Raw genomic sequence first — 22,429 nt, forward strand, 5'->3', positions numbered from 1 at the left:
CTCCCACCCCGGGGGGCATCCCGGCCGGGCTGTCCGGGTGAGCCCGGGCCGGCCGCACCGCACGGAGCGGAGGGCCGGGCCGGTGGTTCCGGCCCCGGCTCCTGGACTCCGGGCCCCCGACCGCGGTCAGCGCCGTCAGGGGCGCGGTCAGGCGTGCCGGACGAGGGCGACCGGGCAGCGGGCGTGGTGGATCGCCGCGTGGGCGACCGGGCCGAGGTGGGCGCCGAGCAGGGTGCGCCGCACGCGCCGTCCGACGACGAGCAGCCGGGCGGATCCGGCGGCGTCCACGAGGGCGACGGCGGCACTGCCGCGGATCAGGTCCGTCGTCACGTCCAGCTCGGGGTAGCGCGCCCGCCAGGGCTCCAGCAGCTCGGTGAAGCGGGTCCGCTCGACGGAGGAGAGCTCGGTCTCCAGGCCGCCGATCGCCTCGAAGGCCATGTACTCGCTGCCGACCGGCGGCGACCAGACGTGCACCACGCGCAGCGGGGCCGAGTACCGGACGGCCGCGTCGAAGGCGAAGGCGAGCACCTCCTCCATCGGGTGGACCAGGTCGAGGCCGACCAGGACCGGGCCCGCCGGCTCGTCCTCGCCGGGGCGGACCAGGACCACCGGGCAGCCGGCCCGGCGCAGGACCTCGTGGCTCACCGAGCCGACCAGGAAGCCGCGTACGGCGCCCAGGCCGCGGGAGCCCAGCACGAGCAGGGCGGCGTCGCGGGAGGCGTCCTCCAGTGCGTCGGCCGGGGCCTCGGGGACGAGTGCGGAGCTGACCGGGACCTCGACGAGGGCGCGCAACTCGGCCTCGCGGGAGCCGAGTCGTTCCACGGCGTGCCCGCGCTCCCGCTCGTCGTCGGCCGCGTTCCGCTTCGGCCGGGGCCGGGCCTGGAGGAGCCGCAGCGGGCAGTCCCGGCGCTGCGCCTCCCGGGCGGCCCAGGCGGTGGCGGCGACGCTCTCGGGTGAGCCGTCGAAGCCGGCGACGACGGGCCCGGTCACGGCCCGCTCCGGGAGCCGCGCAGGGTGTCGAGCGCTGCGCCCAGCCGCCGGGCCGCCTCGTCCGCGACCTCGCCGAGCCCGCCGTCGGGGCCGGCCAGCGCGACCAGCGTCTGCGGGTCGACGGCCTCCACCACGGTGGCGCCGCCGTCGGCGCGGACGACGACGTTGCAGGGCAGCAGCAGCCCGATGCGGCGGTCGGCCCCGAGCGCGCGGTGGGCGAGGGCGGGGTTGCAGGCGCCGAGGATCAGGTAGTCCTCGATCTCGGCGTCGATCTTCTCGCGCAGGGTCGCCCGGACGTCGATCGTGGTCAGGATGCCGAAGCCCTGCGCCTTGAGGGCGGCGGTGACCGCCTCCACCGTCTGCGCGAACGGCCGGTCGAGCCGTACGCCGATCCCGTATTCCATGGTTCCTCCCGGGGGTCGCGGCCCCAGTATCGGCGGCGGCCCGGCCCGGCGCCTTCCGGGCCGGGCGCCCGACGACGGCCGGTCCGGAGGGCGCCGGTGCCTCCAGGCGGGCTTGAGGCGGGGCGGGCACGCTGGCTGCCCGCGCTGGACGGGACGCCGACGGGAGGCGGACGTGATCGCTCTGTGGTGGGTGCTGCGGGCCCTGGCCGCACCGGTGGGATGGCTGTGGTCGGGATTGCAGGTGCTCGGCGGGGCGGACATGTACGAGGCCGCCGCACGCGCCGCCGCGGCTCCGGCGGAGGTGCCGGAGCCGCGGCAACTGCGCGGTCCCGCCCCGGGGCACCCCGAGCGACTGTGCCCGGAACTGCCCCTGAGCGAGGTGGAGTTGCGGTTGTTCAGGGAGCTCAGCGCACTCCCGGAGCCGCCCGGTCGGGGTGAGGGCCGGCGGTCGGCTGGTTGAGCGGGGTACGGGTGGGGCGGGGTCGGTCCGCGCCCACCAGCGCGGCGGAGAGCTCCCAGAGCCGGTCGGCGCGCTCCGGGTCGAGGGCCGCGGGGAGGTAGCCCCGGGCCGGCGCCGTCCCCTGCCACGGGCCGGCGACGGCGCAGTCCTCCAGGTAGGCCCCGCCGGTCTCCGCGAGTTCCGGGGCGAGCGCCGCCCACACCGAGGTGGCCGCGCCCTGGGCCGCCGTGCGCAGGCGCGGGTCGGGCGTGCCGTCCGGGCCGATCAGGCCGACCGCGCGCTTGGTCTCGGTGCTGAGGTGGCGCTGGAGGCCGGTGAGGGTGGCGCCGGGGCTGACGGTGTTGGCGAGCACGCCGTGGTCCCGGTGCCGGGCCGTGAGGGCGACGGCGAACAGGGCGTTGGCGGTCTTGGACTGGGCGTAGGCGAGGTACGGGTCGTACGGGCGGTGCGCGAAGTGCGGGTCGTCGAGGTCCAGTCCGCCGAGGTGGTGCGCGCTGGAGCCCACCACGACCACCCGGGCGTGCCCGGCCGAGCGCAGCGCGGGCAGCAGCCGGACGGCCAGCGCGAAGTGGCCGAGGTGGTTGACGCCGAGGTGGGTCTCGAAGCCGTCGGCGGTGCGGCCGGGGGGCACGCCCATGACGCCCGCGTTGGCGATCAGCAGGTGGACGGGGTCGCGCCGGCGCAGCAGGCCGTCGGCGAACTCCCGGACCGAGCGCAGGGAGCCGAGGTCCAGCGCCGCGATGGTGACGGCCGGGTTCCCGGTGCCCTTCCGCAGTCCGGCCGCGACGGTCTCGGCGGTCCGCGGGTCGCGGGCGCCGATGACCACCCGGGCGCCGGCCAGGGCGAGGGCGCGGGCGGTCTCCAGGCCGATGCCCGAGCCTCCGCCGGTGACCACCGCGGTGCGGCCGGTCAGGTCGTGGCCGGCGACCACGTCCAGGGCCGTGGGGGCGGGCGCCGGCGGTCCGGTTGACGTACTCGGCGGGACGGCGGACGGGGTGACGGGCCGCATGTCAGCCCCTCCTCGCCCCGGAGCCGACCGGCATCCGCTGGACCGCGGGGCCGTCCACCCGAAGCACCTGTTGGTGGACGCGTTGGAGCTCCGCCGACGGGTCGAGCCCCAGCTCCTCGCCGAGCAGTCGGCGCACCCGCTGGTAGGCGTTGAGGGCGTCGCCGCGCCGGCCGGAGCGGTTCAGCGCCAGGATCAGCTGGGTGTGGAACCACTCGTTGAAGGGGTAGGTGCTCACCAGGGTCTGCAGCTCGGCCACGAGTCGGCGGTGGCGCCCGAGTTCCATGTCGGTGCGGACCCGGGCCTCCAGGGCGCTGATCCGCCGCTCCTCCAGGTGGGTGGCGTAACTCGCCAGCACCGGGCCGCAGCTGACGTTGGACAGGGCCGGTCCGCGCCACATCGCCAGGGCGTCCGCCAGGAGTCCGGCGGCCCGGAGCGGTTCGCCGTCCTCGTTCAGCAGCCGGGCGTCCTCGACGAGCCGGTCGAACCGGGGTGCGTCGAGCTGCCGTTCGTCGATCCGCAGGACGTAGCCGGGGAGGACGGTGGAGATCATGTGCCCGGCCGCCTCCTCGCCGACCTCGGCGGCGAAGGCTTTTCGGAGCTGGTAGATGTAGGTCTGGGCGGTGGTGACCGCGCTCCGCGGCGGGCGGTCGTCCCACAGCTCGGTGATGATCGAGTCCAGGCTCACCACCTGGTTGACCCGCAGGAGCAGCAGAGCCAGCAGCTGACGGGTCTTCGGGGGGCTGGGCGTCCGCGGGCAACCCAGGTGGCTTACCTCCAGTGGTCCCAATACCTTGAAATCCATGGGAAGCTCCTCGCCGGTCGGCTGAATCCTCATGAACGCGGGTGGCCGGCCCGTTTTGGTGGCCGGCCTGCGATCAGGACCCTAGGAGCGTTGTCGGGAAACGCTCAAGGCGAATGCTTCCAAGGGGGCGCCGGACACCCACCTTCGGGGTATCCGGCGATGTCACTGAAGAGAGATGGCGCGCGGCGCGGTCGCTGTGCGATCACCCGTACGGGGGTGACGGGTGGGCGCTGGGCGGCCGCGCCGCGGCCGGCTTCTCGGACTTGACGTTCCGTCAGTTCTGACGAGGCGTCAAGTCTCCTTCGAATCCGCTTGGTTGGGAGGGGACGTCGAAGGCGTCGACCGGGTAGTCGGCGTCGGGCGAGGCGCCGTCGGGGGAGGCGGCGGAGTCGTCGTCCTCGTCGAGGTCCAGGTGGGCGAACTCGCCCAGCGGGACGCTCTGGTCGAGGTGCACGTTCTTGAGGAAGGCGGAGATGACCAGCACCCCCACCATCACCGGGGTGAGCCAGAAGAAGACGTCGGTCAGGGCGTCGCTGAAGGCCAGCCGCAGGCCGTCCCTGATCGCCGGCGGCAGGGCTTCGACCACGGTCGGCGACACCGAGCCGTCGGACGGCACGGCCGCGACCTGTGCGGCCGTCAGGTGCTTGGCGAGGCCGTGTTCGTACTGGTGGGCGAAGAGCGCGCCGAGTGCGGCGAGGCCGATCGAACCGCCGATGCGCTGGGAGAACGCCGCCGTCGCGGTGCCGACGCCGAGGTCGCGGCGCTCGACGGTGACCTGCACGGCGATCACCAGGGGCTGCATCATCAGGCCGAGGCCGGCGCCGAGGATGGTGACGTAGACGGCGAGCAGCCACCAGCCGGTGTGCTCGTTCATCGTGGAGAGCAGGAACATGGTGAGCGCGCCGATCACCGCACCCACCATGGGCGACCACTTGTAGCGCTCGGTCTTGGTGATCAGGTTGCCGCCGACGACGGAGGAGAACATCAGGCCGACCATCAGTGGCAGGGTGAGCAGCCCGGTGTTGGTGGCGGTGATGCCCGTGACCAGCTGCAGGAACATCGGGATGAAGGTGGCCAGGCCGTTGACGCAGGTGAAGACGAGCATGCTGGCCAGGCAGGCGAGCACCACCGTGCGGACGGTGAACAGCCGCAGCGGGATCAGCGGATCGGGGGCGTGGCGCTCGGCCACGACGAAGGCGGCGATGAAGACCGCCATGCCCGCGAAGAGTCCGAGGATGGTGGTGGAGGACCAGGCGTACTTGGTGCCGCCCCACGAGGTGGCCAGCACCAGGCAGGTGAGCGCGCCGGCCAGCATCAGGAACCCGGCGTAGTCGATCTTCCCGCCGCGGGTGCGCGCCGGCAGCTTGAGCGCGGTGCCGGCCACGGCGAGTGCGACCAGGCCGAGCGGCAGGTTGATGTAGAAGACCCAGCGCCACGTGGTGTGGTCGACGAAGTAGCCGCCGATCAGCGGGCCGGCCACCGAGGACAGGCCGAGGACGGCGCCGTACAGGCCCATGTACTTGCCGCGTTCACGGGTTGGCACGATGTCGGCGATGATCGTCAGGGTCAGCACCATGAGGCCGCCGGCGCCCACGCCCTGGATCGCCCGGAAGGCGATGAGCTGGAAGATCGACTGGGCGGCGCCCGCGAGGGCCGAGCCGGTGAGGAACGCGACCAGGGCGAACAGGTAGAGCTTGCGCCGCCCGTAGAGGTCGGCCAGCTTCCCGTACATGGGGGTCGAGATGCCCGAGGCGAGGATGTAGGCGGTGAACAGCCACGAGGTGTACTTGAGGCCGTGCAGATCCCCGACGATCGCGGGCAGCGCGGTGGCGACCACGGTCTGGTCCAGCGCGCCGAGGGACATGGACAGTAGCAAGGCCGACATGACGACGGCCAGTTGGCGGCGGCTCAGGGGGCTCCGGGCGGCGTCGCCAGCTGTTGGTGGCACGGGTGGCTCCTTGGTGCGGCTGGTCACGAGGACGGTGGTCTGGGGTGGTGCCGACGAGCAGTGGGGAGCGGTGCAGCTGCGGTGGGGCGCGGCCGTGCGGGCGTGCGGGTCGTGCAGGGGGCGCGGGTCGTGCGGGTCGTGCAGGGGGCGCGGGTCGTGCGGGTCGTGCAGGGGGCGCGGGTTGTACGTCTCCGGCGGGTCCGACCGGCCGTGCGGGGCCGGTGGATCCGGCGGACTCAGAGGCCGCGTTCGAGTAGGTCGAAGGCCTCGTCGATGAGGTTGGCGGACGTCCGGTCGTCCTCGTTGATCCAGGAGAAGCGGACCGCCCACTGGATCACCGAGAACGCCGAGGTGACCACGACGCTCGGGTAGCTGTCCTTCATCGGGTCGGTGCCCGTCCGCTCGGCGACCGCCAGGATGAGGCTCCGGAAGATCTCCTCCTCGCCCTCCGAGCTGCGCTTGGCCAGGAGTTCGGGGTGCCGGCGCCACAGTTCGCGCCAGAGTTCGGACTCCTCGCGCGCCGGGACGAACGAGTCGGCGATCTCCTGGGCCACCACGCGCATCGAGCGGAACACAGGCTCGTCGGCGGGGCGGTCCTGGAAGAGCGCCGTCAGCGACACGGCCGACCAGGACGGCCGCATCTGGAGCGCCTCGTCCTTGCTGGAGAAGTAGTTGAAGAACGTTCGGGGGCTGATGTCGGCGGCCTCGCTGATGGCCTCGACGGTCATCGCGTCGAGGCCCTTGTCGAGGACCAGTCGGACGGCCGTGAGCGTGATCGCATGTCTCTTGGCCGCCTTCTGGCGTTCTCTGCGTTGATCGGATGCACTCATCACCACTGCACTCTATGCAATCTTGGCGCGGCCTGCAAGAAGTGCAGAGCTTGCACTTCCATCGGATTATGCAAAGTTTGCACTGAGTGCAAGACGGCAGGTGCGTGCCGGCTCAGCCCTCCGCGGCCAGGGTGATCGCGGCGGACGCCTCGTCCGGCTGGGCGGGCCACGTCCCGTACTGGCTGCGCCAGTACATGAGCGGGGTGGACAGCCCCCGGTGCGCGGTGCCGTCCACGACCGCGCCCACCAGCACCGTGTGGTCGCCGGCCCGGACGGCGCCCGCCAGCCGGCACTCCGCGTGCGCGATCGCGTGCCGCTCGATCCACGGCAGGCCGGTCACCGGGCTCGCCCGCCACGGAGTCGCGCCGAAGCGGTCGCCGGTCCGGGAGGCGAACAGGTTGGAGACCCCCTCGCCACGCTCGCGCAGCACGTTGACCACGAAGGCGCCGCGCGCCAGGACCGCCGTCAGCACGGTGCTGCGGTTGTCCAGGCAGGCCAGCAGCAGCGGCGGACGGGCGGAGACGCTGCACACCGCGCTGCAGGTCAGGCCCTTGGGGCGGTCCTCCTCGTCGAGCGTGGTGATGACGGTGACCCCGGTGGGCAGCGTGGCCATGATCGAGCGGAACACGCTGTCGTCCACGTGCGGTCCGCTGTCGTCGTAGTCGATCCGCAGCACCCGCCCGTCGGTGTGCCGGTTCCCGGTCTCGGTGCTCATGCTTCCTCCCAGTCCTCGGGTACGCCCCGCGGCCGGCCGTCGCGGCCGCGCGGATGGCGGCGAGGCTGGCAGAGCGGTTTCGACCCGGGTTCGAACTCCGGCCGACGCGCCGGCTCGGCCGATGTCCTTGTGGGGGCCGGAGTCGGACGGGGGAGAGGTCTCGAACCGCCCTCCAGACGGCCCGGGCAGGCTCGCGACGGGATCCGCTCGATCCCCCGGGAGCCGGCCCGCCCGACACCGGGCCGCAAGGAGGCAGCGTGGAACTCGCAGTCGCGGACCGGGTGGTCCTGGTGACCGGTGCGACCGGAGGGATCGGGCGGGAGATCGCGCGGGCCTTCGCCGCCGAGGACGCCAGGGTCCTGATCGGCTACCACAGCAAGGAACGCGAGGCGGCCGAACTCGCCGACGAACTGGGCGCGGCCAAGGGCCGGGCGCGGGCCGTGCGCTACGCGCTCACCGAGCCCGAGCGCACGCTCGCCGAGCTCGCCGCCGCCGGCGACGGCTGGGCGGACATCGACGTCCTGGTGACCAGCGCCGTCCGGATGATGGGCAGCCGCCGGGCCCCCGGCGTGCACTTCGAGGACGTCGCCGTCGAGGACTGGGAACCCGTGGTGCAGCAGAACCTCGCGCCGACGCTGCGGCTCGCCCAGCTGGTCGTGCCCGGCATGCGGCGCCGCGGCTGGGGCCGGATCGCCCTGCTCTCCTCGCACGTGGCGGTCGACGGCCACCGGGGCCAGGAGTTCTACGGCGCGGCCAAGTCCGGACTGCACGGCTTCGCCCGCAGCCTGGCCTGGGACACCGGGGCGGACGGCATCCTGGTCAACGTGGTCTGCCCCGGGCTCACCCTGACCGAGCGGGCCCTCACCGGCCTGCCCGCCGCGGTGCGCGACCAGGAGACCACGCGGACCGCGAGCGGCCGGCTGAGCGCGCCCGCCGACGTCGCCAACGCCGTGCTGTTCGTCTGCTCCGGCGCCAACGGCAACATCACCGGAGAGGTGCTGACCGTCGCGGGCGGCCGCTGAGCGCCCCGGCGGCCGCCCGGCGCCCGGAGGTCCCCGGGCGTGCGGACGGGGCGGCCGGTTCGACCCGGCCGCCCCGCACGTCGCCGCTGCCTCAGCCCAGTTGCTCCCGCGTGGAGAGCACCGTCAGCTCGGTCAGGTGCACCCCCGCCGGGGCGTGCAGCACGTGCAGCACCTGCTCCGCCACCTCCGCCGGATCCAGCCCGACCGCCTCCTGCACCTTGGCCAGCACCCCGCGCAGCGCCTCGTCCCGGATCCGCTCGCTGCCCCCGGTGCGGACGGCGCCGGGCGACACCAGGGTGACCCGGACGCCGTCCCCTGCGAGCTCGATCCGCAGCCCGTCGCTGATCGCCACCAGTGCGTGCTTGGTCGCCGCGTACACGCCCTGGATCGCGTGCGCCACCGAACGCCCGGCCGTGGAACCGATGTTGACGATCTGCGGGTGATCGCCGGAGAGCAGGGCCGGGATCGCGGCCCGGGTGACCGCCAGCAGCCCGAGGACGTTCAGGTCGACCATCGCCCGCCAGTCCGCCGGATCGCCGTCCCGGACGAGGCCCAGCGGGAACACCCCCGCGTTGTTGACCAGGACGTCCAGCCCGCCGAGCTCCGCGCAGGCCGTGCCCACCGCGGCCCCGGCCGCGTCCGGGTCCGCCAGGTCCACGCCCACCGCCACCGCGCCGAGTTCGGCCGCCAGGCGGTCCAGCTCCGCCGAGGGGCGGGCCAGCAGGGCGAGCCGACCGCCGTCGGCGGCCACCGCCCGGGCGATCGCCGCCCCGATCCCGCGTGAAGCTCCCGTCACCAGCACCCGTCGCCCGTTCGATCGCGTCATCCTCGGTCCCCTTCCCGACGTCCCCGGCTTCCCCGGGGTCCTTCCCCGTTCCCCGACCGCTCAGCAGTAGCGGGCGCGGTTGGAGAACGGCTGGAAGGAGGCGCCCGCCGGATCCTGCGAAGCGCCCTGGCCGCAGGACCGTCGGCGGCCGGGAACCGACGGTGGGTCGGGCGGGCGGGAGCCGGGGCGCGCAGCCGTTCTCCAGCACCGTTCGAGGCGGACCGGCCAGGGTGAGGGGGCGCGGGCGCGCGAGCGGCACCGACGTCCGCGCCCAGCCATGGACACGGTCGGACGAGGGAGAGTCATGGACGACGAAGAAGTTTCGGTGCTCGTGGTCGGCGGTGGCCTCGTCGGGCTGTCGGCGGCCGCCTTCCTGCGCGGCCACGGCGTCACCACGACGGTGGTCGAGCGGCACCCGGGCACCTCGGTGCTGCCCCGCGGCCGGGTGATGAACTCCCGCTCCATGGAGCTCTACCGCGCCTGCGGACTGGAACCGGTGATCCGGGCGGCGCCGCCGTCGGTGTTCGAGCGCTACCCGGAACTGGCCCGGGTCGAGACGCTGGCCGGTCCGGAGGTCTACCGGGTCCGGCGCGAGGAGCCCGGCTCGGTGGCGCACCTCAGCCCGTGCGAACCCGCCTTCGTGGACCAGCAGGTGCTGGAGCCGCTCGTCCTGGAGCACGGCCGCAAACTCGGCGCCGACATCCGCTTCTCCACCCGGATGCTGGAGTTCGAGCAGGACCCGGACGGCGTCACCGCGCTGGTCGAGTCCACCGCCACCGGCCGCCGCCACCGGATCCGCGCCCGCTACCTGATAGGCGCAGACGGACACCGCTCGCCGGTCCGCCGGGCGCTCGGCATCGCGACCCACGGGCCCGGCGTGCTCCACCACGTCGCCAACATCGTCTTCGAGGCCGACCTCACCGCCCTGCTGCGCGGCCGGCTGATCTCGGTCTGCTACATCGACCGGCCCGAGGCCGGCACCCTGCTGGCCATGTTCGAACGCCAGGACCGCTGGCTGCTGATGGTGCCCTACCACCCCGAACACGGCGAGCACCTGGACGACTTCACTCCCGATCGGTGCCTGGAGCTGGTCCGCACGGCCACCGGCGACCCGACCCTCGACGCGCGGATCGTCCCCACCCTGGACGGCGCCGACCGGCCGGTCCAGGGCTGGGAGCTGGCCGCCCGGGTGGCCGACCGGTTCCGGGACGGGCGGGTCTTCCTGGCCGGGGACGCCGCCCACGTGGTCTCGCCCGCCGGCGGCTTCGGCGCCAACACCGGCGTCCAGGACGCGCACAACCTGGCCTGGAAGCTCGCCGGCGTGCTGAACGGCTGGGCCGGGCCCGGCCTGCTGGACTCCTACGAGCCGGAACGGCAGCCGGTCGCCGAGACCACCTGCGCCTTCTCCGCCGCCAAGCAGCACGAGCGCAGCCGGGCCGACGGCGCCGGAGGCGGATTCTCGCCGCTCGCCCTGACCTTCGGCTACCACTACCGCTCGACGGCGGTGATCGGCGGTCCACCGGCGGGCACCGACCCGTGCGAGCCCGCGGACCTGGCCGGGCTCGCCGGCACCCGCGCCCCGCACGTACGGCTGGAGCGCGAGGGCACGACCCTCTCCGCCCTGGACCTCTTCGGTGAGCGCTTCGTGCTGCTCACCGGCCGCGACGGCACCCCCTGGGCCGAGGCCGGCACCCGCGCCGCCGCCCGGCTGGGGGCGCCGTTCGCCGCCCACCGGATCGGCACCGACCTCGTGGACCCGGACGGCGACTGGGGCGCCCGCTACCACCTGGGCCACACGGGGGCCGCCCTCGTCCGGCCGGACGGTTTCGTCGCCTGGCGCTCGGTCGACCACGGCGGGCGGGGCGGCGCCGCGCTGGAGGGCGAACTGGCCCATGTGCTGGGCCGGTTGCTGGCCCGTACCGGGCCCTGACGGGGCTGCGCACCGCGGCGGCCGACCCGGGGGACCGGGCCGGCCGCCGCGGTGCGTTCGGCGGTTGCGGTGGTCAGCGGTCGGCGGCGGGCGCCAGGACCTCCAGGACGGCGCCGGACCAGGTGAAGCCGGCGCCCACGCCCAGCAGCAGCACCCGCTGCCCCGGCGCGAGCCGGCCGTCCTGCCACAGCCGGGCCAACCCGGCGAACTGGTCGGCGGGCCCCAGGTGCCCGACCGTCCGGCCCCACTCCCAGGTGGAGCGCTCCACGGGGATCCCGTAGCGGCGGAAGTAGCCGGAGTCCAGGCGGTGCAGGCCCAGGTTGGGGAGCACGAAGTGGTCGATGTCGGCGAGGTCCGTCCCGGCCTCGGCGAGCACCGTCTCCAGGGAGGTCCGTCCGCCGCGGGAGACCCGTGCGGCCGTGTACGGCATGCCGTGCCGGGCGATGAAGGCCTTCTGCCAGACGCCCATGTCGATCGGCCGGCGGTGGGTGAACGGGGCGTCCGCGAACAGGTCGTCACCCCGGTGCATGCCTTCCAGGCCGGGCTCGGAGTGCGACACCAGCGCGACGATCCGGGCGAAGCCGGGCCTGCGGGTGACCACCACGGCGGCCGCGCCGTCCGCGTAGAACGTCCCCGGATCGGTGCGCCAGCGGTCGAAGCCGGGCGGGCTGAAGCGGTCCCCGGCGGTCAGCAGCGCGGCCCGGTCCTCGGGGGCGCCGTCCAGGTAGTGGCAGGCGAGGTCCAGTGCGGCCATGCCGCCGTTGGACATCTGCCGCACCTCCATCGCCGGGCAGTGGCTCGACCCGGCGACCTCCCGCTGGACGAAGGAGGGGGCCGGCCACTCGTCCAGCCCCTGGTAGTACGCGGTGGCGTGCAGCAGCAGCGCGAGGTCGGCGGGATCGCGCCCGGCCGACCGCAGCGCGGCGCGCGCCGCCCGTACGGTCATCTCGGGCGCCGAGAGCGTGTCGGAGACCCGCACCGACACCATCCGGGTGGACGACTCCAGCTCCGGCTCGCACCAGCCCGCGCGGACGGCGTCGTGCACGGCCACGGGCGGCGGCAGATGGAGGGCGGCGCCGGCGATGAACAGGCCCTCGAACCTCATCCTCACTCCGATGTCGACGGGTTGACGTGTCTGCGGGTCGCCGCTTCGCTTCGCTTCGTCGCGGCGGGGTGCCGGACCGGGCGGTGGGCGCTGTCGGCCCCGCCGGTCCGGCACCGTGCCGTGGTGGTCGGCCAGGACGACGCCGGCCGGCGGCTTGTGGCGCGCGCCCGGGGGTCGTCCTCCGTCGACCGTCCCGCGGGTTCCGCGTGGGTCGGTCGGGACCCATCCTGGGCCGGGGGCTTCGACCTCGCGTGGAGCGTCGTTCGAGGCCGGGCCGGGCCGGTCGGACGGCCGTCGGCCGCCGGTCGAACGTCGGTCGAACGCCGGTCGAGACGGTCTCGACCCGGGGCGCGGAGCATCGGCGCCACCTGACCCGCCCCTGGAAGGACGGACCGTGATGACGACACTCCCCGGCCGGACCACCGCCACCGCCGCCACCGCCGCCACCACCGCCACCGCCGCCGCAGCGACCACCGCGACCCCCGCGACCGCCGGCGGTGACGACGGCGCCGGCACCGGACCGCGTCCGGTGGTGCTGCTGCTGCCCGGCCAGGGTGCGCAGTACGAGGGGATGGCGGTGGGCCTGTACGACGCCGAGCCGGTGTTCACCGCTGCGATGGACGAGGTCTTCGAACTGATGGGCCCCGAGGGCCGCCGGGTGCGCGCGGACTGGCTGAGCGACCGTCCGGCGGTGCCGCTGGACGACGTGACCCGCGCCCAGGCCCTGCTCTTCGCCGTGGACCACGCGCTGGCGCGGCTCGTGCTGGCCTGGGGGGTCAGGCCCGCGGCGGTGCTCGGGCACAGCGTCGGCGAGGTGGTCGGCGCGGTCCTGACCGGGGTGCTGGACCTCCCGGACGCGGTCCGGCTGCAGATGGACCGGATCTCCCGGATCAGCGCCGCCCCGCCCGGCGGGATGCTCGCGGTGGCCGCCCGGCGCGAGGAGCTGGCGCCGTACCTGAGCGAGCAGGTGGTGGTGGGCGTGGTCAACGGTGCCAGGCAGTGCGTGCTGGCCGGGCCGGAGGCCGAACTCGCCCCGGTGGAGGCCGGGTTGCGGGCGGACGGGTTCCTCTGTCGGCGCACCCGGGCGGTCCAGGGCTTCCACAGCCCCAGCCTCGCGGCCGCCGCCGCGCAGTCGCTGCCGACGGTGGCCGCCCTGCGGCTGTCGCCGCCGAGCCCGACCCTGTTCTCCGGCTACACGGCCGGGCCGCTCTCGCCCGAACAGGCCACCGACCCGGCGTTCTGGGCCGGGCAGCCGGCCGCACCGGTGCTGTTCGGACCGGCCCTCGGCCGCCTGCTGGACACCGGCCGGTACGTGCTCGTCGAGGCCGGCCCCGGGCAGGGCCTCACGGCGCTGGCACGGCGTCGGCCGGCCGTCTCCTCCGGGCGCAGCGCGGCGGTCCCCACCCTGCCGGTCCGGCGCGGCGCGCCCGCCGACGACCGGCGGACGGTGCTGGCGGCGGCCGCGTTCCTGCGGGCGGAGGGGCACGGGTCGGTACCCGCCGAGCCCGCCCTGGCCTGACGCCGGCGCGCGGTGACGGCCGACGCGCGGTGACCGTCAGCGGATGGCGACGGCCGGCGGAGGACGCCGGGCGCGGCCCGGAACGCGCCGGGCCCGGCCCGCGGCTCGCGGACCGGGCCCGGCGCGGTGGCGCCCGGGTCAGGGCCGGACGACCAACTCGCTGCCGACGACCCCGCCCTCGGCCACCGCGCGCTCCAGGAGGCCCACCAGGCGGGCCGGCGCCGGCATGGCCGCGTTCTCGTCCCGCAGCCGGCCGGCGCTCGCCCGGTGGCCGGGCACGGTGAGCAGCGCGGTGACGGCCTCCGCGACGGCGTCGACGTCCGGGCCGTCCGGGACGTCCAGGGTCAGGCCGGCGCCGACCTCGGTGATCCGCTCCGCCCAGTGGTCCTGGATCGCGGTGTGCGGGACGACCAGCTGGGGCAGCCCGGTGACCGCGCTGATCATGCCGGTGCCGACCCCGCCGTGGTGGACCACCGCGTCACAGGTCGGCAGCAGCGTGCTCATCGGGAAGGCGCTCAACAGCCGGACGCCGTCCGGCAGATCGGCCGCGGAGACGTCGTGGTGGCCGGCGACCGTGACGACCGCCTCGGCCCCGGCCCGCCGGACGCCCTCGGCCAGCCGCCCCACCAGGCCGGTCAGGGCGGTGGTGGTCACCCCGCCGGTGACGCAGACCCGCGGCCGCTCCGGCCGGTCCAGCAGCCACTCGGGCAGCACCAGCGGCCCGTTGTACGGCACCAGCCGCATCGGCGCCCACGGCACCGGGTGCGGTGAGCGCAGGGTCTGCGGGCAGGGGTCGATCCAGGCCTCCGGCGCGAACCGGGGCTCGACGCCGAAGCGTTCGAAGAGCCGGGCGAAGGGCGCCCGGAGGTCCTCGTCCCGTTCGAAGTCGAAGCCGAAGGAGAACCCCCAGGTGTGGCCGAAGGCCGGGACCTTCACCGCCGCCGCGGTGACCAGTCCGGCCAGCGCGACGGTGTCGTACACGACCACGTCGGGCCGCCAGGCGCGGGCGAGGGCGACCAGGTCGTCGGTCATCGCGTCGGCGGAGGTGATCTGCCGGGTGCCGAGCAGCCGCCGGGCCTCCCGGTCGAGCCGTTCGGGGTTGCTGACCCAGCCGGAGGCCAGGTGGCGGGGGCCGCCCGTGGAGGCGAGGCCCCGGTGGGCGGACTGCGCCGTACGGATGGCGTCCTCGTCGCCGACCGGGGCGACGGTGAGCCCGGCCGCGGTGAGGAACCCGGTCGCGGCCGGACGGGAGGCCACCAGCACCTCGTGGCCGGCGACTTGGCAGGCCCAGCTGAGCGGGGTGATCCACGGCAGGTGCGCCCCTGCGGTGGCCACGAACAACACGCGCATCCGCTACTCCCATCGGTCGGTTCTGCTCGGACGTGCGCCGGTCAGCCTGGACCGGTCCGCTCGCGGTCCGTTCGAGGGGCGCGTCCCCTCGAACGGGTCTCAACCCGTGCCCCAAGGAGGCCTGCCACCGTCCCGGTACCCGGGTGCGGGTCGCACCCACCGGACGGAGGAGAAGACCTGTGACCACGTCCAGCCCACCTGCCCGCCGTGGCAGCGCCACGGCCGGCGCTCCGCTGGCGGCGATCGCGGACCGGCTCGGCGGCCCCCGGGTGGACCACCTGCTGAGCCGCGCGGCGGCCCTGGCCCCGGACCGCGCCGCGCTGCGCACCCCCGAAGGGTCGGTGCTGACCTTCGGCCGGCTCGACGGGCAGGTCGACGCGTTCGCGGCCGCCCTCTACGCCCTGACGCCCGGTCCCGAGTCGGTGGTGGCGGTCGCGGCCGAGCTGTCCCCGGCGTTCCCGGTCGCGTACTACGGGACCGCGCGGGCCGGCCGGGTCGCCGCGCTGGTCAATCCGCTGCTGCGGGAGGACGCCCTGGTGCACGTGCTGGCCACCTCGGGTGCGCGCACGGCGGTGCTGACGCCCGAGGTGTACCGGCGGGTGCGCACCGTCCGCGACCGCCTGCCGCGGCTGGAGACGGTGCTGCTGACCTCCGGCGCGGCGGAGGACGAGGGCGTGCCGCTCCTGGCCGAGGTGCTGGCCGCCGCGGCCGGGCGCCCGCTCCCGGAGGCCGCGGCGGATCCCGGGGCGGTGGCCAACCTGCTGTTCACCAGCGGCACCACCGGCGCGCCCAAGGCGGTCGAGCTGACCCACCTCAACCTGACCGTCAACGCGGCGCAGACGGCCCACGCGCACGGCCTGGACGCCGCGTCGGTGGTCTTCAACTACCTGCCGACCTACCACCTGATGCACCTCAACGCCGCGGTGCAGGCCGGCGCGACCCAGCTGCTGTGGACCGACCCGGACGTGCCGGGCTCGCTCGCCGCCGCCCGGGAGGGCGCCGTCACGCACTACTACAGCCTGCCGATGCGGCTGTCCCGCCTCGCGGCCGATCCCGCGGCGGAGGGGGCGGTCCCGACGCTGCGCGCGATCCTCTCCGGCGGCTCGGCCCTGCCGCCGGAGGCGACCCGCGGCCTGACCGCCCGCTTCGCGGTGCCGGTGGTACAGGGCTACGGGCTGGCCGAGGCGTCCCCGCAGACGCACTTCGACCGGCTGGACGACCCGCGCGCCGGCTCGTGCGGGCCGCCGTCGGCCGGCACCGAGTCGCGGATCGTCCACGTCGACACCCGGGCGGAGCTGCCGGTGGGGGAGCGGGGCGAGATCCAGGTCCGCGGGCCGCAGCTGATGAAGGGGTACCTGGGCGCCGAGCCCGGCGCGCACCTGGACGCCGGGGGCTGGTTCTCGACCGGCGACATCGGCTACACGGACGAGGACGGCTGCCTGTTCGTCGTCGACCGGATCAAGGACGTCTTCAAGTGCGACAACTGGCTGGTGTCGCCGACCGAGGTCGAGGGGGTGCTCCGGCAGCGGCCCGAGGTCGCGGACAGCGTGGTGGTCGACCGCCCGGACCGCTTCAGCGGCTCGGTGGCGTACGCGCTGGTGGTGCTCGCGAAGCCGTACGCGGACGAGGAGGGGGCGGCGCTGGCGGCCGTGCGGGGCGCGAACGCGCGGATGCCGTACTACCAGCACCTGCGGTACGTGGAGGTGGTGGAGGTCATCCCGCGCTCGCAGAACGGCAAGGTCCAGCGGCGGGAGATCCGGGACGCGGTCCACGGCCGCGACCTGCCGGAGCCCTCCGCGGAGGGGCCGCTGGAGGTGACCCGGGCCGCCGGTCGGGGGTGAGCGCGGACACGGGACCGGCCCGGCGACCACCGTTGGTCGCCGGGCCGGTCCCGCGCCCCCCGGCCGTTCGCAACCGGCTGCCCCGGCAGCGCGTCGGCCGTCGTCGGTGCCGGGAGCGGTCAGGGTTGCCGGCCGGCCGTCAGCGGGGTCCCCCGGGTGCGGGTGGGGACCGGGATCAGCGACGCGGCGACGGCCTTGTTCACCGCGTCGATCCGGGACACCGCGCCCAACTTGCCGAAGACGTTGCGCAGATGACGCTTGACGGTGCCCTCGGCGATGCCGAGCCGGGAGCCGATCTGGAAGTTCGTCAGCGCCTGGGCGGCGAGCACGAGGACTTCGAGCTCGCGGTCCGACAGCGTGACCGCGGCCGCCTGTCGGCTGAGCTGGGCGAGGCTGTGCTGGGAGACGGCGAGGGTCGACTGGTCGCGACTGTAGACCCCGCGGATGGCCGCGAGCAGTTCGTACCGGCTCACGCTCTTGAGCATGAAGCCGCGCACGCCGAGGTCCAGCAGGTCGCGGACGTCGGCGGGCCGGTCGCTCATGCTCAGGACGATGACCCGGGCGTCGGGGGAGACCGTGGCGATCCGCCGGACCGCCTCGGCGACCTCCGAGTCGAGGAGTTCGCCGCCCAGCAGGACGACGTCGGGCGCGGTGGCGGCGACGAGGGTGACGGCTTCGTCGATGTCGCCGGTGTCGCCGACCACCGCGAGGTCGGGTTCGGCGGAGAGGACCTGCCGCAGCGACTGCCGCAGCAGGGTGTGGTCGTCGATGAGCAGTACCCGGGCGGGCTCAACCGGTTTCATTTCGACACCGTTCTGCCGTTGGGACGGACCGGGTTACTGACGATCTTTCCAGCAGGTCGGCCGGGAGCGCTTCGAATACCGGCGGGTAGTGATCCGCTTCGTTGGTGTAGAGAAGCCTCCGCGCATTCTGTGGTCGACATGACGGTTCTTCTCCCCCGTTCTGGGGCTCTGGGTCGATAGGTCGATCGTGCGTGGATCTTGTTGCTTGACCCTGCCACGGAGGAGTATTACCTGACAATACGAAGACTGTCTGATTGTCCGCCTGCTCAGCGAATACTCAGGGGAAAACCGACCGGCCGGCCGTTCAGGCGAGGTCGTCCCGGGTGACCCTGCGGTCCGTCACGACCCAGGAGTCACCGACCGGCTCCAGCAGGTCCACGCAGACCGTCGAGCGGTGCACCGTCGCCTCGCCGCCGCGCGGCACCTCCAGGACCAGCGCGTAGCAGGTCGCCCGGAGCCGGCCCGACTCCGCCGGCTCGGTGGTCAGCATGCCCACCCAGTGGCGGTGTACCACGCCCGCCTCGGCGAGCCGCCGGGAGGCCTCCTTCGCCGCGGCCGCGATGTTGCCGCGGCCGCGCACCGGCGCGGGCAGGCCGTTGGCGGCGAACACCCCGTCCTCGGCGAAGGTGGCCGCCCACGCGTCGGTGGCGCCGGTGTCGAGCAGCCGCATCTGGCGGGCGTAGAAGTGCTGGACGCGCAGGTAGGTGTCGGTGTCGGCGAGCGGGGCGACCTCGTGGGCTGTCATCGGGCTTCCTCTCGGGACGGCGGGCGGTGCCTGCGGGTGAGGGGGCGAACGCTGACCGACCCTCGCAGGGCGGCCTGGAGATCTCTTGGAGCTGCGGTCCAGCCCGGCGGCCGACGACCCGCCGTTCCGCCCCGCCTTGAGGGTGTCTTGAACCGGTCCCGGGAGAGTCCGCCGGAGTGTGACGACGCACAGCCCCGCGCGCGACCGGCGGCGGGGACACCGGCGGGAAGGCGGAGACATGGCGGAACAGAAGGAGCGGGTCGCGCTGGTCACCGGCGGCACGAGCGGGATCGGGCTCGCGGTGGCCGAGGAGCTGGGGCGACGCGGCGACCGGGTGTTCGTCTGCGCGCGCACCGGGGACGACGTGGCGGCCACGGTCGAGCGGCTCCGCGGGCAGGGGATGGAGGTGGACGGCGTCGGCTGCGACGTCCGCTCCACCGAGCAGATCGCCGTCGCCGTCGCCGCGGCGGTGGAGCGCTTCGGGCCGATCGGGATCCTCGTGAACAACGCCGGCCGGGGCGGTGGCGGGATTACGGCCGAGATTCCGGACGAGACGTGGTGCGACGTGATCGAGGTGAATCTCAACGGCGTATTCCGAATGACCCGCGAGGTGCTCGCCCGCGGCGGCATGCGGGACGGGAGCTGGGGGCGAATCATCAATATCGCGTCGACCGGCGGAAAACAGGGCGTGGTGCTCGGAGCTCCCTATTCCGCTTCCAAGCACGGTGTCGTCGGATTTACCAAAGCTTTGGGGCTGGAACTGGCCAAAACCGGGATCACCGTGAACGCGGTGTGTCCCGGTTACGTGGAGACGCCGATGGCCGACCGGGTCCGGCAGGGCTACGCCGCCCACTGGGGCGTGACCGAGGCCGAGGTGCTGGAGAGGTTCGAGGCGAAGATCCCGCTCGGCCGCTACAGCACGCCGCAGGAGGTCGCCGCGATGGTCGGCTACCTCACCACCGAGGCCGCCGACCCGGTCACCGCCCAGGCGATCAACGTCTGCGGCGGGCTCGGCAACTACTGATCCAGGCACCCCGGCACCCCGGCACCCCGGCACTCGGCACCCGGCACACCGGCGTCCTGGCCGCCTGGCCGCCTGGCCGCCTGGCCGCCGGGCCGTCCGGGACCCCGTCGGACCCCACGGAAGGAGGGCCACCGTGCCCGCGCAGGACATCCGCCACACCGACCACCGCATCCTCGTCTCCGCGCCCGCCGAGACGCTCTACCGGCTCGTCGCCGACGTCGGCGGCTGGCCGCACCTGTTCACGCCCACCGTCCACGCCGAGCGGGTGGACGGCGACGACCGCCGGGAGCGGATCCGGATCTGGGCCTTCGCCAACGGCGAGGTGCGGACCTGGACCTCGCTGCGCGAACTCGACCCGGCCGCCCGGCGGGTGGAGTTCCGCCAGGAGGTCTCGCAGGCGCCGGTGGCGTCGATGACCGGCAGCTGGGCGATGAACCCCGCGGCCGACGGCCGGACCGAGGTGGTGCTCGGCCACACCTTCGCCGCCGTCGGGGACGGCGCGTCGGACCTCGACTGGATCGACCGGGCCGTGGACCGCAACTCCCGCTCGGAGCTGGACTGCCTCCGGGAGATCGCCGAACGCGACCCCGGACTCGACGAACTGCTGCTCTCCTTCTCCGACACCGTGCTCGTCCGGGGCCCGCGCGCGGAGGCCCACGACTTCATCCGCCGCTGCGACCTCTGGCCCGAGCGGCTGCCGCACGTGGCCCGGCTGGAACTGACCGAACCGGAGGACGGCATCCAGCGGATGGTGATGGACACCCGCGCGCCGGACGGGACGACGCACACCACCGAGTCGGTCCGGGTCTGCCTGCCGGACCGGATCGTCTACAAGCAGACCGTCCTGCCTCCGATCATGGCCGCGCACACCGGCGCGTGGACCTTCGAGGAGACCGCCGAGGGCGTCGCCGCGACCTCCCACCACACCGTGGTCCTGCGGGCCGAGGCGGTGCCCGCCCTGCTCGGCCCCGACGCCACCCTGGAGCAGGCCCGCACCGCGGTGCGCGCCGCCCTCGGGGCCAACAGCCGCACCACGCTGGAGCACGCCCGGGCGCTGGTCGAGCGCGGGGCGAGCACCGGGCCGGGCCGGTGACCGACCTGGAGGCCGAGGTCTGCGTCGTCGGCGCGGGCCCGGCCGGCCTCACCCTCGCCCTGCTGCTCGCCCGCTCCGGCGTGGACGTCGTCCTGGTCGAACGCTCGCGCTCGTTCGAGCGGCAGTTCCGCGGCGAGATCCTCCAGCCCGGCGGGATGACCCTGCTCGACCGGCTGGGCGTGCTGGCCGGCGCGCGCGAGCGCGGCAGCCACGAGCACGACCGGTTCGTGCTGACGGAACGCGGCCGGACGCTGATCGACGGCGACTACCGGCGGCTGCCCGGCCCGTTCAACTGCCTGCTGAGCATCCCCCAGCGGCACGTGCTGGAGGAACTGCTCGACCGCTGCCGGGAGTCGTCCGGATTCCGCTACCTGGAGGGCGCCAAGGTCGGCGCCCTGCACACCGAGGACGGCCGGGTCCGCGGCGTGGTCGCCTCCGGCCGAGGCGGCGAACAGACGGTCCGGGCCCGCTGGACGGTCGGCGCCGACGGCCGTTACTCCAAGGTGCGCCGACTGGCCGGGATCGACGCCGGCCGGCTGGACGTCTTCGACCAGGACGTCCTCTGGTTCAAACTGCCCGCCGACGCGAGGCCGTTGAACGAGGTGCGGATCTTCCGGGCCGGCGGGAACCCCGTCCTCGCGTACACCGCCGTGCCGGACGCGATCCAGGTCGGCTGGACCCTCCCGCACGGCGGCTACCGCCCGCTCGCGGCACAGGGTGCCGAAGCCGTACGGGAGTTGATCTGCGCCGCGATGCCGATGTACGCCGACCAGGTCCGCGAACGGATCACCGCACTCGGCGACCTGACGCTGCTGGACGTCTTCTCGGGCGTCGCCCGGGAGTGGGTGCGGGAGGGGCTGGTGCTGATCGGCGACGCCGCCCACACCCACAGCCCGATCGGCGCCCAGGGGATCAACCTCGCGGTCCAGGACGCGGTGGCCCTCCACCCCGCGCTGCTCGCCTCCCTGGCGGCCGGCGGGGAGAGCGGCCCGGTCCGCGGGTACGCAGCCGCCCGGCACCGCGACATCGCGCGGATCATGCGCATCCAGCGCCTGCAGAGCCGCGGCATGCTCTCCTCCGGCCGCGCCGCCGGAGCGCTGCGGCCCCTCCTCGCGCCGCTGCTCTCCCGCTCGCCGCTCTACCGCGCGGTGCTGGCCGAACTGGCCTTCGGCAACCGCGCCATCGACGTGGCACCCGCCGCCGTCCACGACTCCCAGACCCAGGAGCAGTGATGCAGCTGATCGACCTCTCCTCACCGGTGGACGCGACGTTCTGGGAGCCGGACCCGGTCACCCACGTCACCATGTCGCCGCGCGAGGGCGCCCTGCACATGGCCGAATCGATGCGGGAGCACTTCGGCGTCGACTTCGACGTGGACGACCTCCCGGACGGCGAGTTCCTCAACAACGACACCTTCACCCTCACCGTCCACACCGGCACCCACATCGACGCGCCCGCCCACTACGGCACCCGCGCCTCCTACCGGGACGGCGGCCCCCGCACCATCGACCGGCTCCCGCTCGACTGGTTCCACCGGCCCGCCTTCGTCCTCGACCTCACCAAGGCCGGGACCGGGGCCGTCGGCGCCGACCTGCTCGCCGAGGAGCTCGACCGGATCGGCTACACCCCGGCCCCGATGGACATCGCCCTGCTCAACACCGGCGCGGACCGCCACCTCGGCACCCCCGCCTACTTCTCCGAGTTCGCCGGCCTCGACGGCCCCGCCGTGCACTTCCTGCTGGACCTCGGCGTCCGGGTGATCGGCACCGACGCCTTCAGCCTGGACGCGCCGTTCCCGTACATCCTGAACACCTACCGGGAGACCGGCGACCGCTCGGTGCTCTGGCCGGCCCACTTCGCCGGCCGCGACCGCGAGTACTGCCAGATCGAACGGCTCGCCAACCTCGACACGCTGCCCCGCCCGTACGGCTTCACCGTCTCCTGCTTCCCGGTCAAGCTGGCGCGGGCCGGCGCCGGCTGGTCCCGCGCCGTCGCGCTGCTGGAGGACTGAAC

Annotated in this window: 21 protein-coding genes; 9 read left to right on the forward strand and 12 right to left on the reverse strand. The window is 74.6% G+C overall.

What is annotated here, in order from left to right; all coding sequences use genetic code 11:
• Window positions 1-147: 147 nt before the first annotated feature.
• Together ACZ7KX_RS01285 and ACZ7KX_RS01290 are read right to left on the reverse strand one after the other, a co-directional pair.
• The gene (locus ACZ7KX_RS01285) at window positions 148-990 is read right to left on the reverse strand and encodes a universal stress protein (protein WP_470324670.1); all 843 of its coding nucleotides are present in this window, start codon (window positions 988-990) and stop codon (window positions 148-150) included.
• On the reverse strand, window positions 987-1,394 hold the full coding sequence (locus ACZ7KX_RS01290) for a DUF302 domain-containing protein (RefSeq protein ID WP_470324671.1): 408 nt from the start codon (window positions 1,392-1,394) through the stop codon (window positions 987-989). Before ACZ7KX_RS01290 ends, ACZ7KX_RS01285 begins: the two co-directional genes overlap by 4 nt.
• Here ACZ7KX_RS01290 and ACZ7KX_RS01295 point away from each other — a divergent pair.
• Window positions 1,393-1,854 (forward strand): DUF6059 family protein, encoded by a 462-nt coding sequence (locus ACZ7KX_RS01295; protein ID WP_470324672.1) that lies wholly within the window; start codon window positions 1,393-1,395, stop codon window positions 1,852-1,854. The genes ACZ7KX_RS01290 and ACZ7KX_RS01295 overlap by 2 nt on opposite strands.
• Here the strand turns inward: ACZ7KX_RS01295 and ACZ7KX_RS01300 are convergent.
• From ACZ7KX_RS01300 to ACZ7KX_RS01320, 5 genes are all read right to left on the reverse strand, one after another.
• Entirely contained in the window at window positions 1,799-2,863 is a 1,065-nt protein-coding gene (locus ACZ7KX_RS01300; protein WP_470324673.1) for an SDR family NAD(P)-dependent oxidoreductase, read from the reverse strand. The two genes, ACZ7KX_RS01295 and ACZ7KX_RS01300, sit on opposite strands and share 56 nt — an antisense overlap.
• Before the next feature lies 1 nt (window position 2,864).
• Entirely contained in the window at window positions 2,865-3,665 is an 801-nt protein-coding gene (locus tag ACZ7KX_RS01305) for an AfsR/SARP family transcriptional regulator (RefSeq protein ID WP_350521973.1), read from the reverse strand.
• 274 nt (window positions 3,666-3,939) lie between these two features.
• Window positions 3,940-5,613 carry an MDR family MFS transporter gene (locus ACZ7KX_RS01310; RefSeq protein WP_470324674.1) on the reverse strand — a complete coding sequence of 558 codons (1,674 nt, stop codon included), beginning with the start codon at window positions 5,611-5,613 and terminating at the stop codon, window positions 3,940-3,942.
• A 236-nt stretch (window positions 5,614-5,849) separates the two neighbouring features.
• Entirely contained in the window at window positions 5,850-6,443 is a 594-nt protein-coding gene (locus ACZ7KX_RS01315; protein ID WP_350521971.1) for a TetR/AcrR family transcriptional regulator, read from the reverse strand.
• Between the two features lie 112 nt (window positions 6,444-6,555).
• A complete protein-coding gene (locus ACZ7KX_RS01320) occupies window positions 6,556-7,158 on the reverse strand; it encodes a flavin reductase family protein (protein ID WP_470324675.1) in 603 nt (200 codons plus the stop codon).
• Between the two features lie 257 nt (window positions 7,159-7,415).
• Between ACZ7KX_RS01320 and ACZ7KX_RS01325 the strand changes: the two genes are divergently transcribed.
• The gene (locus ACZ7KX_RS01325) at window positions 7,416-8,180 is read left to right on the forward strand and encodes an SDR family NAD(P)-dependent oxidoreductase (RefSeq protein ID WP_470324676.1); all 765 of its coding nucleotides are present in this window, start codon (window positions 7,416-7,418) and stop codon (window positions 8,178-8,180) included.
• 91 nt (window positions 8,181-8,271) lie between these two features.
• Here the strand turns inward: ACZ7KX_RS01325 and ACZ7KX_RS01330 are convergent, their stop codons facing one another.
• On the reverse strand, window positions 8,272-9,006 hold the full coding sequence (locus ACZ7KX_RS01330) for an SDR family oxidoreductase (RefSeq protein ID WP_470324677.1): 735 nt from the start codon (window positions 9,004-9,006) through the stop codon (window positions 8,272-8,274).
• A 304-nt stretch (window positions 9,007-9,310) separates the two neighbouring features.
• Here ACZ7KX_RS01330 and ACZ7KX_RS01335 point away from each other — a divergent pair, with 304 nt between their 5' ends.
• Window positions 9,311-10,936, forward strand: a complete 1,626-nt coding sequence (locus ACZ7KX_RS01335) for an FAD-dependent monooxygenase (protein WP_470324678.1) — start codon at window positions 9,311-9,313, stop codon at window positions 10,934-10,936.
• A 73-nt stretch (window positions 10,937-11,009) separates the two neighbouring features.
• Here the strand turns inward: ACZ7KX_RS01335 and ACZ7KX_RS01340 are convergent, their stop codons facing one another.
• Window positions 11,010-12,041 (reverse strand): ketoacyl-ACP synthase III family protein, encoded by a 1,032-nt coding sequence (locus ACZ7KX_RS01340; RefSeq protein ID WP_470324679.1) that lies wholly within the window; start codon window positions 12,039-12,041, stop codon window positions 11,010-11,012.
• A gap of 397 nt (window positions 12,042-12,438) precedes the next feature.
• On the opposite strand from ACZ7KX_RS01340, the gene ACZ7KX_RS01345 reads away from it, so the two are divergent.
• Window positions 12,439-13,560, forward strand: coding sequence for an acyltransferase domain-containing protein (locus tag ACZ7KX_RS01345; protein WP_470324680.1), 1,122 nt, complete (start codon window positions 12,439-12,441; stop codon window positions 13,558-13,560).
• A 138-nt stretch (window positions 13,561-13,698) separates the two neighbouring features.
• On the opposite strand, the gene ACZ7KX_RS01350 is transcribed toward ACZ7KX_RS01345, so the two are convergent.
• On the reverse strand, window positions 13,699-14,910 hold the full coding sequence (locus ACZ7KX_RS01350; RefSeq protein WP_470324681.1) for a nucleotide disphospho-sugar-binding domain-containing protein: 1,212 nt from the start codon (window positions 14,908-14,910) through the stop codon (window positions 13,699-13,701).
• 179 nt (window positions 14,911-15,089) lie between these two features.
• Between ACZ7KX_RS01350 and ACZ7KX_RS01355 the strand changes: the two genes are divergently transcribed.
• Window positions 15,090-16,751: a class I adenylate-forming enzyme family protein gene (locus ACZ7KX_RS01355; RefSeq protein WP_470324682.1), complete on the forward strand. Its 1,662-nt coding sequence runs from the start codon at window positions 15,090-15,092 to the stop codon at window positions 16,749-16,751.
• 119 nt (window positions 16,752-16,870) lie between these two features.
• Here the strand turns inward: ACZ7KX_RS01355 and ACZ7KX_RS01360 are convergent, their stop codons facing one another.
• The gene (locus tag ACZ7KX_RS01360) at window positions 16,871-17,554 is read right to left on the reverse strand and encodes a response regulator (RefSeq protein WP_470324683.1); all 684 of its coding nucleotides are present in this window, start codon (window positions 17,552-17,554) and stop codon (window positions 16,871-16,873) included.
• A 304-nt stretch (window positions 17,555-17,858) separates the two neighbouring features.
• On the reverse strand, window positions 17,859-18,299 hold the full coding sequence (locus ACZ7KX_RS01365; protein WP_350521960.1) for a nuclear transport factor 2 family protein: 441 nt from the start codon (window positions 18,297-18,299) through the stop codon (window positions 17,859-17,861).
• Window positions 18,300-18,537: 238 nt separating this feature from the next.
• On the opposite strand from ACZ7KX_RS01365, the gene ACZ7KX_RS01370 reads away from it, so the two are divergent.
• The 4 genes from ACZ7KX_RS01370 (at window position 18,538) to ACZ7KX_RS01385 (ending at window position 22,427) form a co-directional block, all read left to right on the forward strand.
• Entirely contained in the window at window positions 18,538-19,323 is a 786-nt protein-coding gene (locus tag ACZ7KX_RS01370; RefSeq protein WP_470324684.1) for an SDR family NAD(P)-dependent oxidoreductase, read from the forward strand.
• 133 nt (window positions 19,324-19,456) lie between these two features.
• The gene (locus tag ACZ7KX_RS01375; RefSeq protein WP_470324685.1) at window positions 19,457-20,416 is read left to right on the forward strand and encodes an aromatase/cyclase; all 960 of its coding nucleotides are present in this window, start codon (window positions 19,457-19,459) and stop codon (window positions 20,414-20,416) included.
• Window positions 20,413-21,648, forward strand: coding sequence for an FAD-dependent monooxygenase (locus ACZ7KX_RS01380; protein ID WP_470324686.1), 1,236 nt, complete (start codon window positions 20,413-20,415; stop codon window positions 21,646-21,648). Before ACZ7KX_RS01375 ends, ACZ7KX_RS01380 begins: the two co-directional genes overlap by 4 nt.
• Entirely contained in the window at window positions 21,648-22,427 is a 780-nt protein-coding gene (locus ACZ7KX_RS01385) for a cyclase family protein (protein ID WP_470324687.1), read from the forward strand. Before ACZ7KX_RS01380 ends, ACZ7KX_RS01385 begins: the two co-directional genes overlap by 1 nt.
• The last annotated feature ends 2 nt before the right edge of the window (window positions 22,428-22,429 follow it).

Source organism: Kitasatospora sp. NPDC038210 (assembly GCF_055600605.1).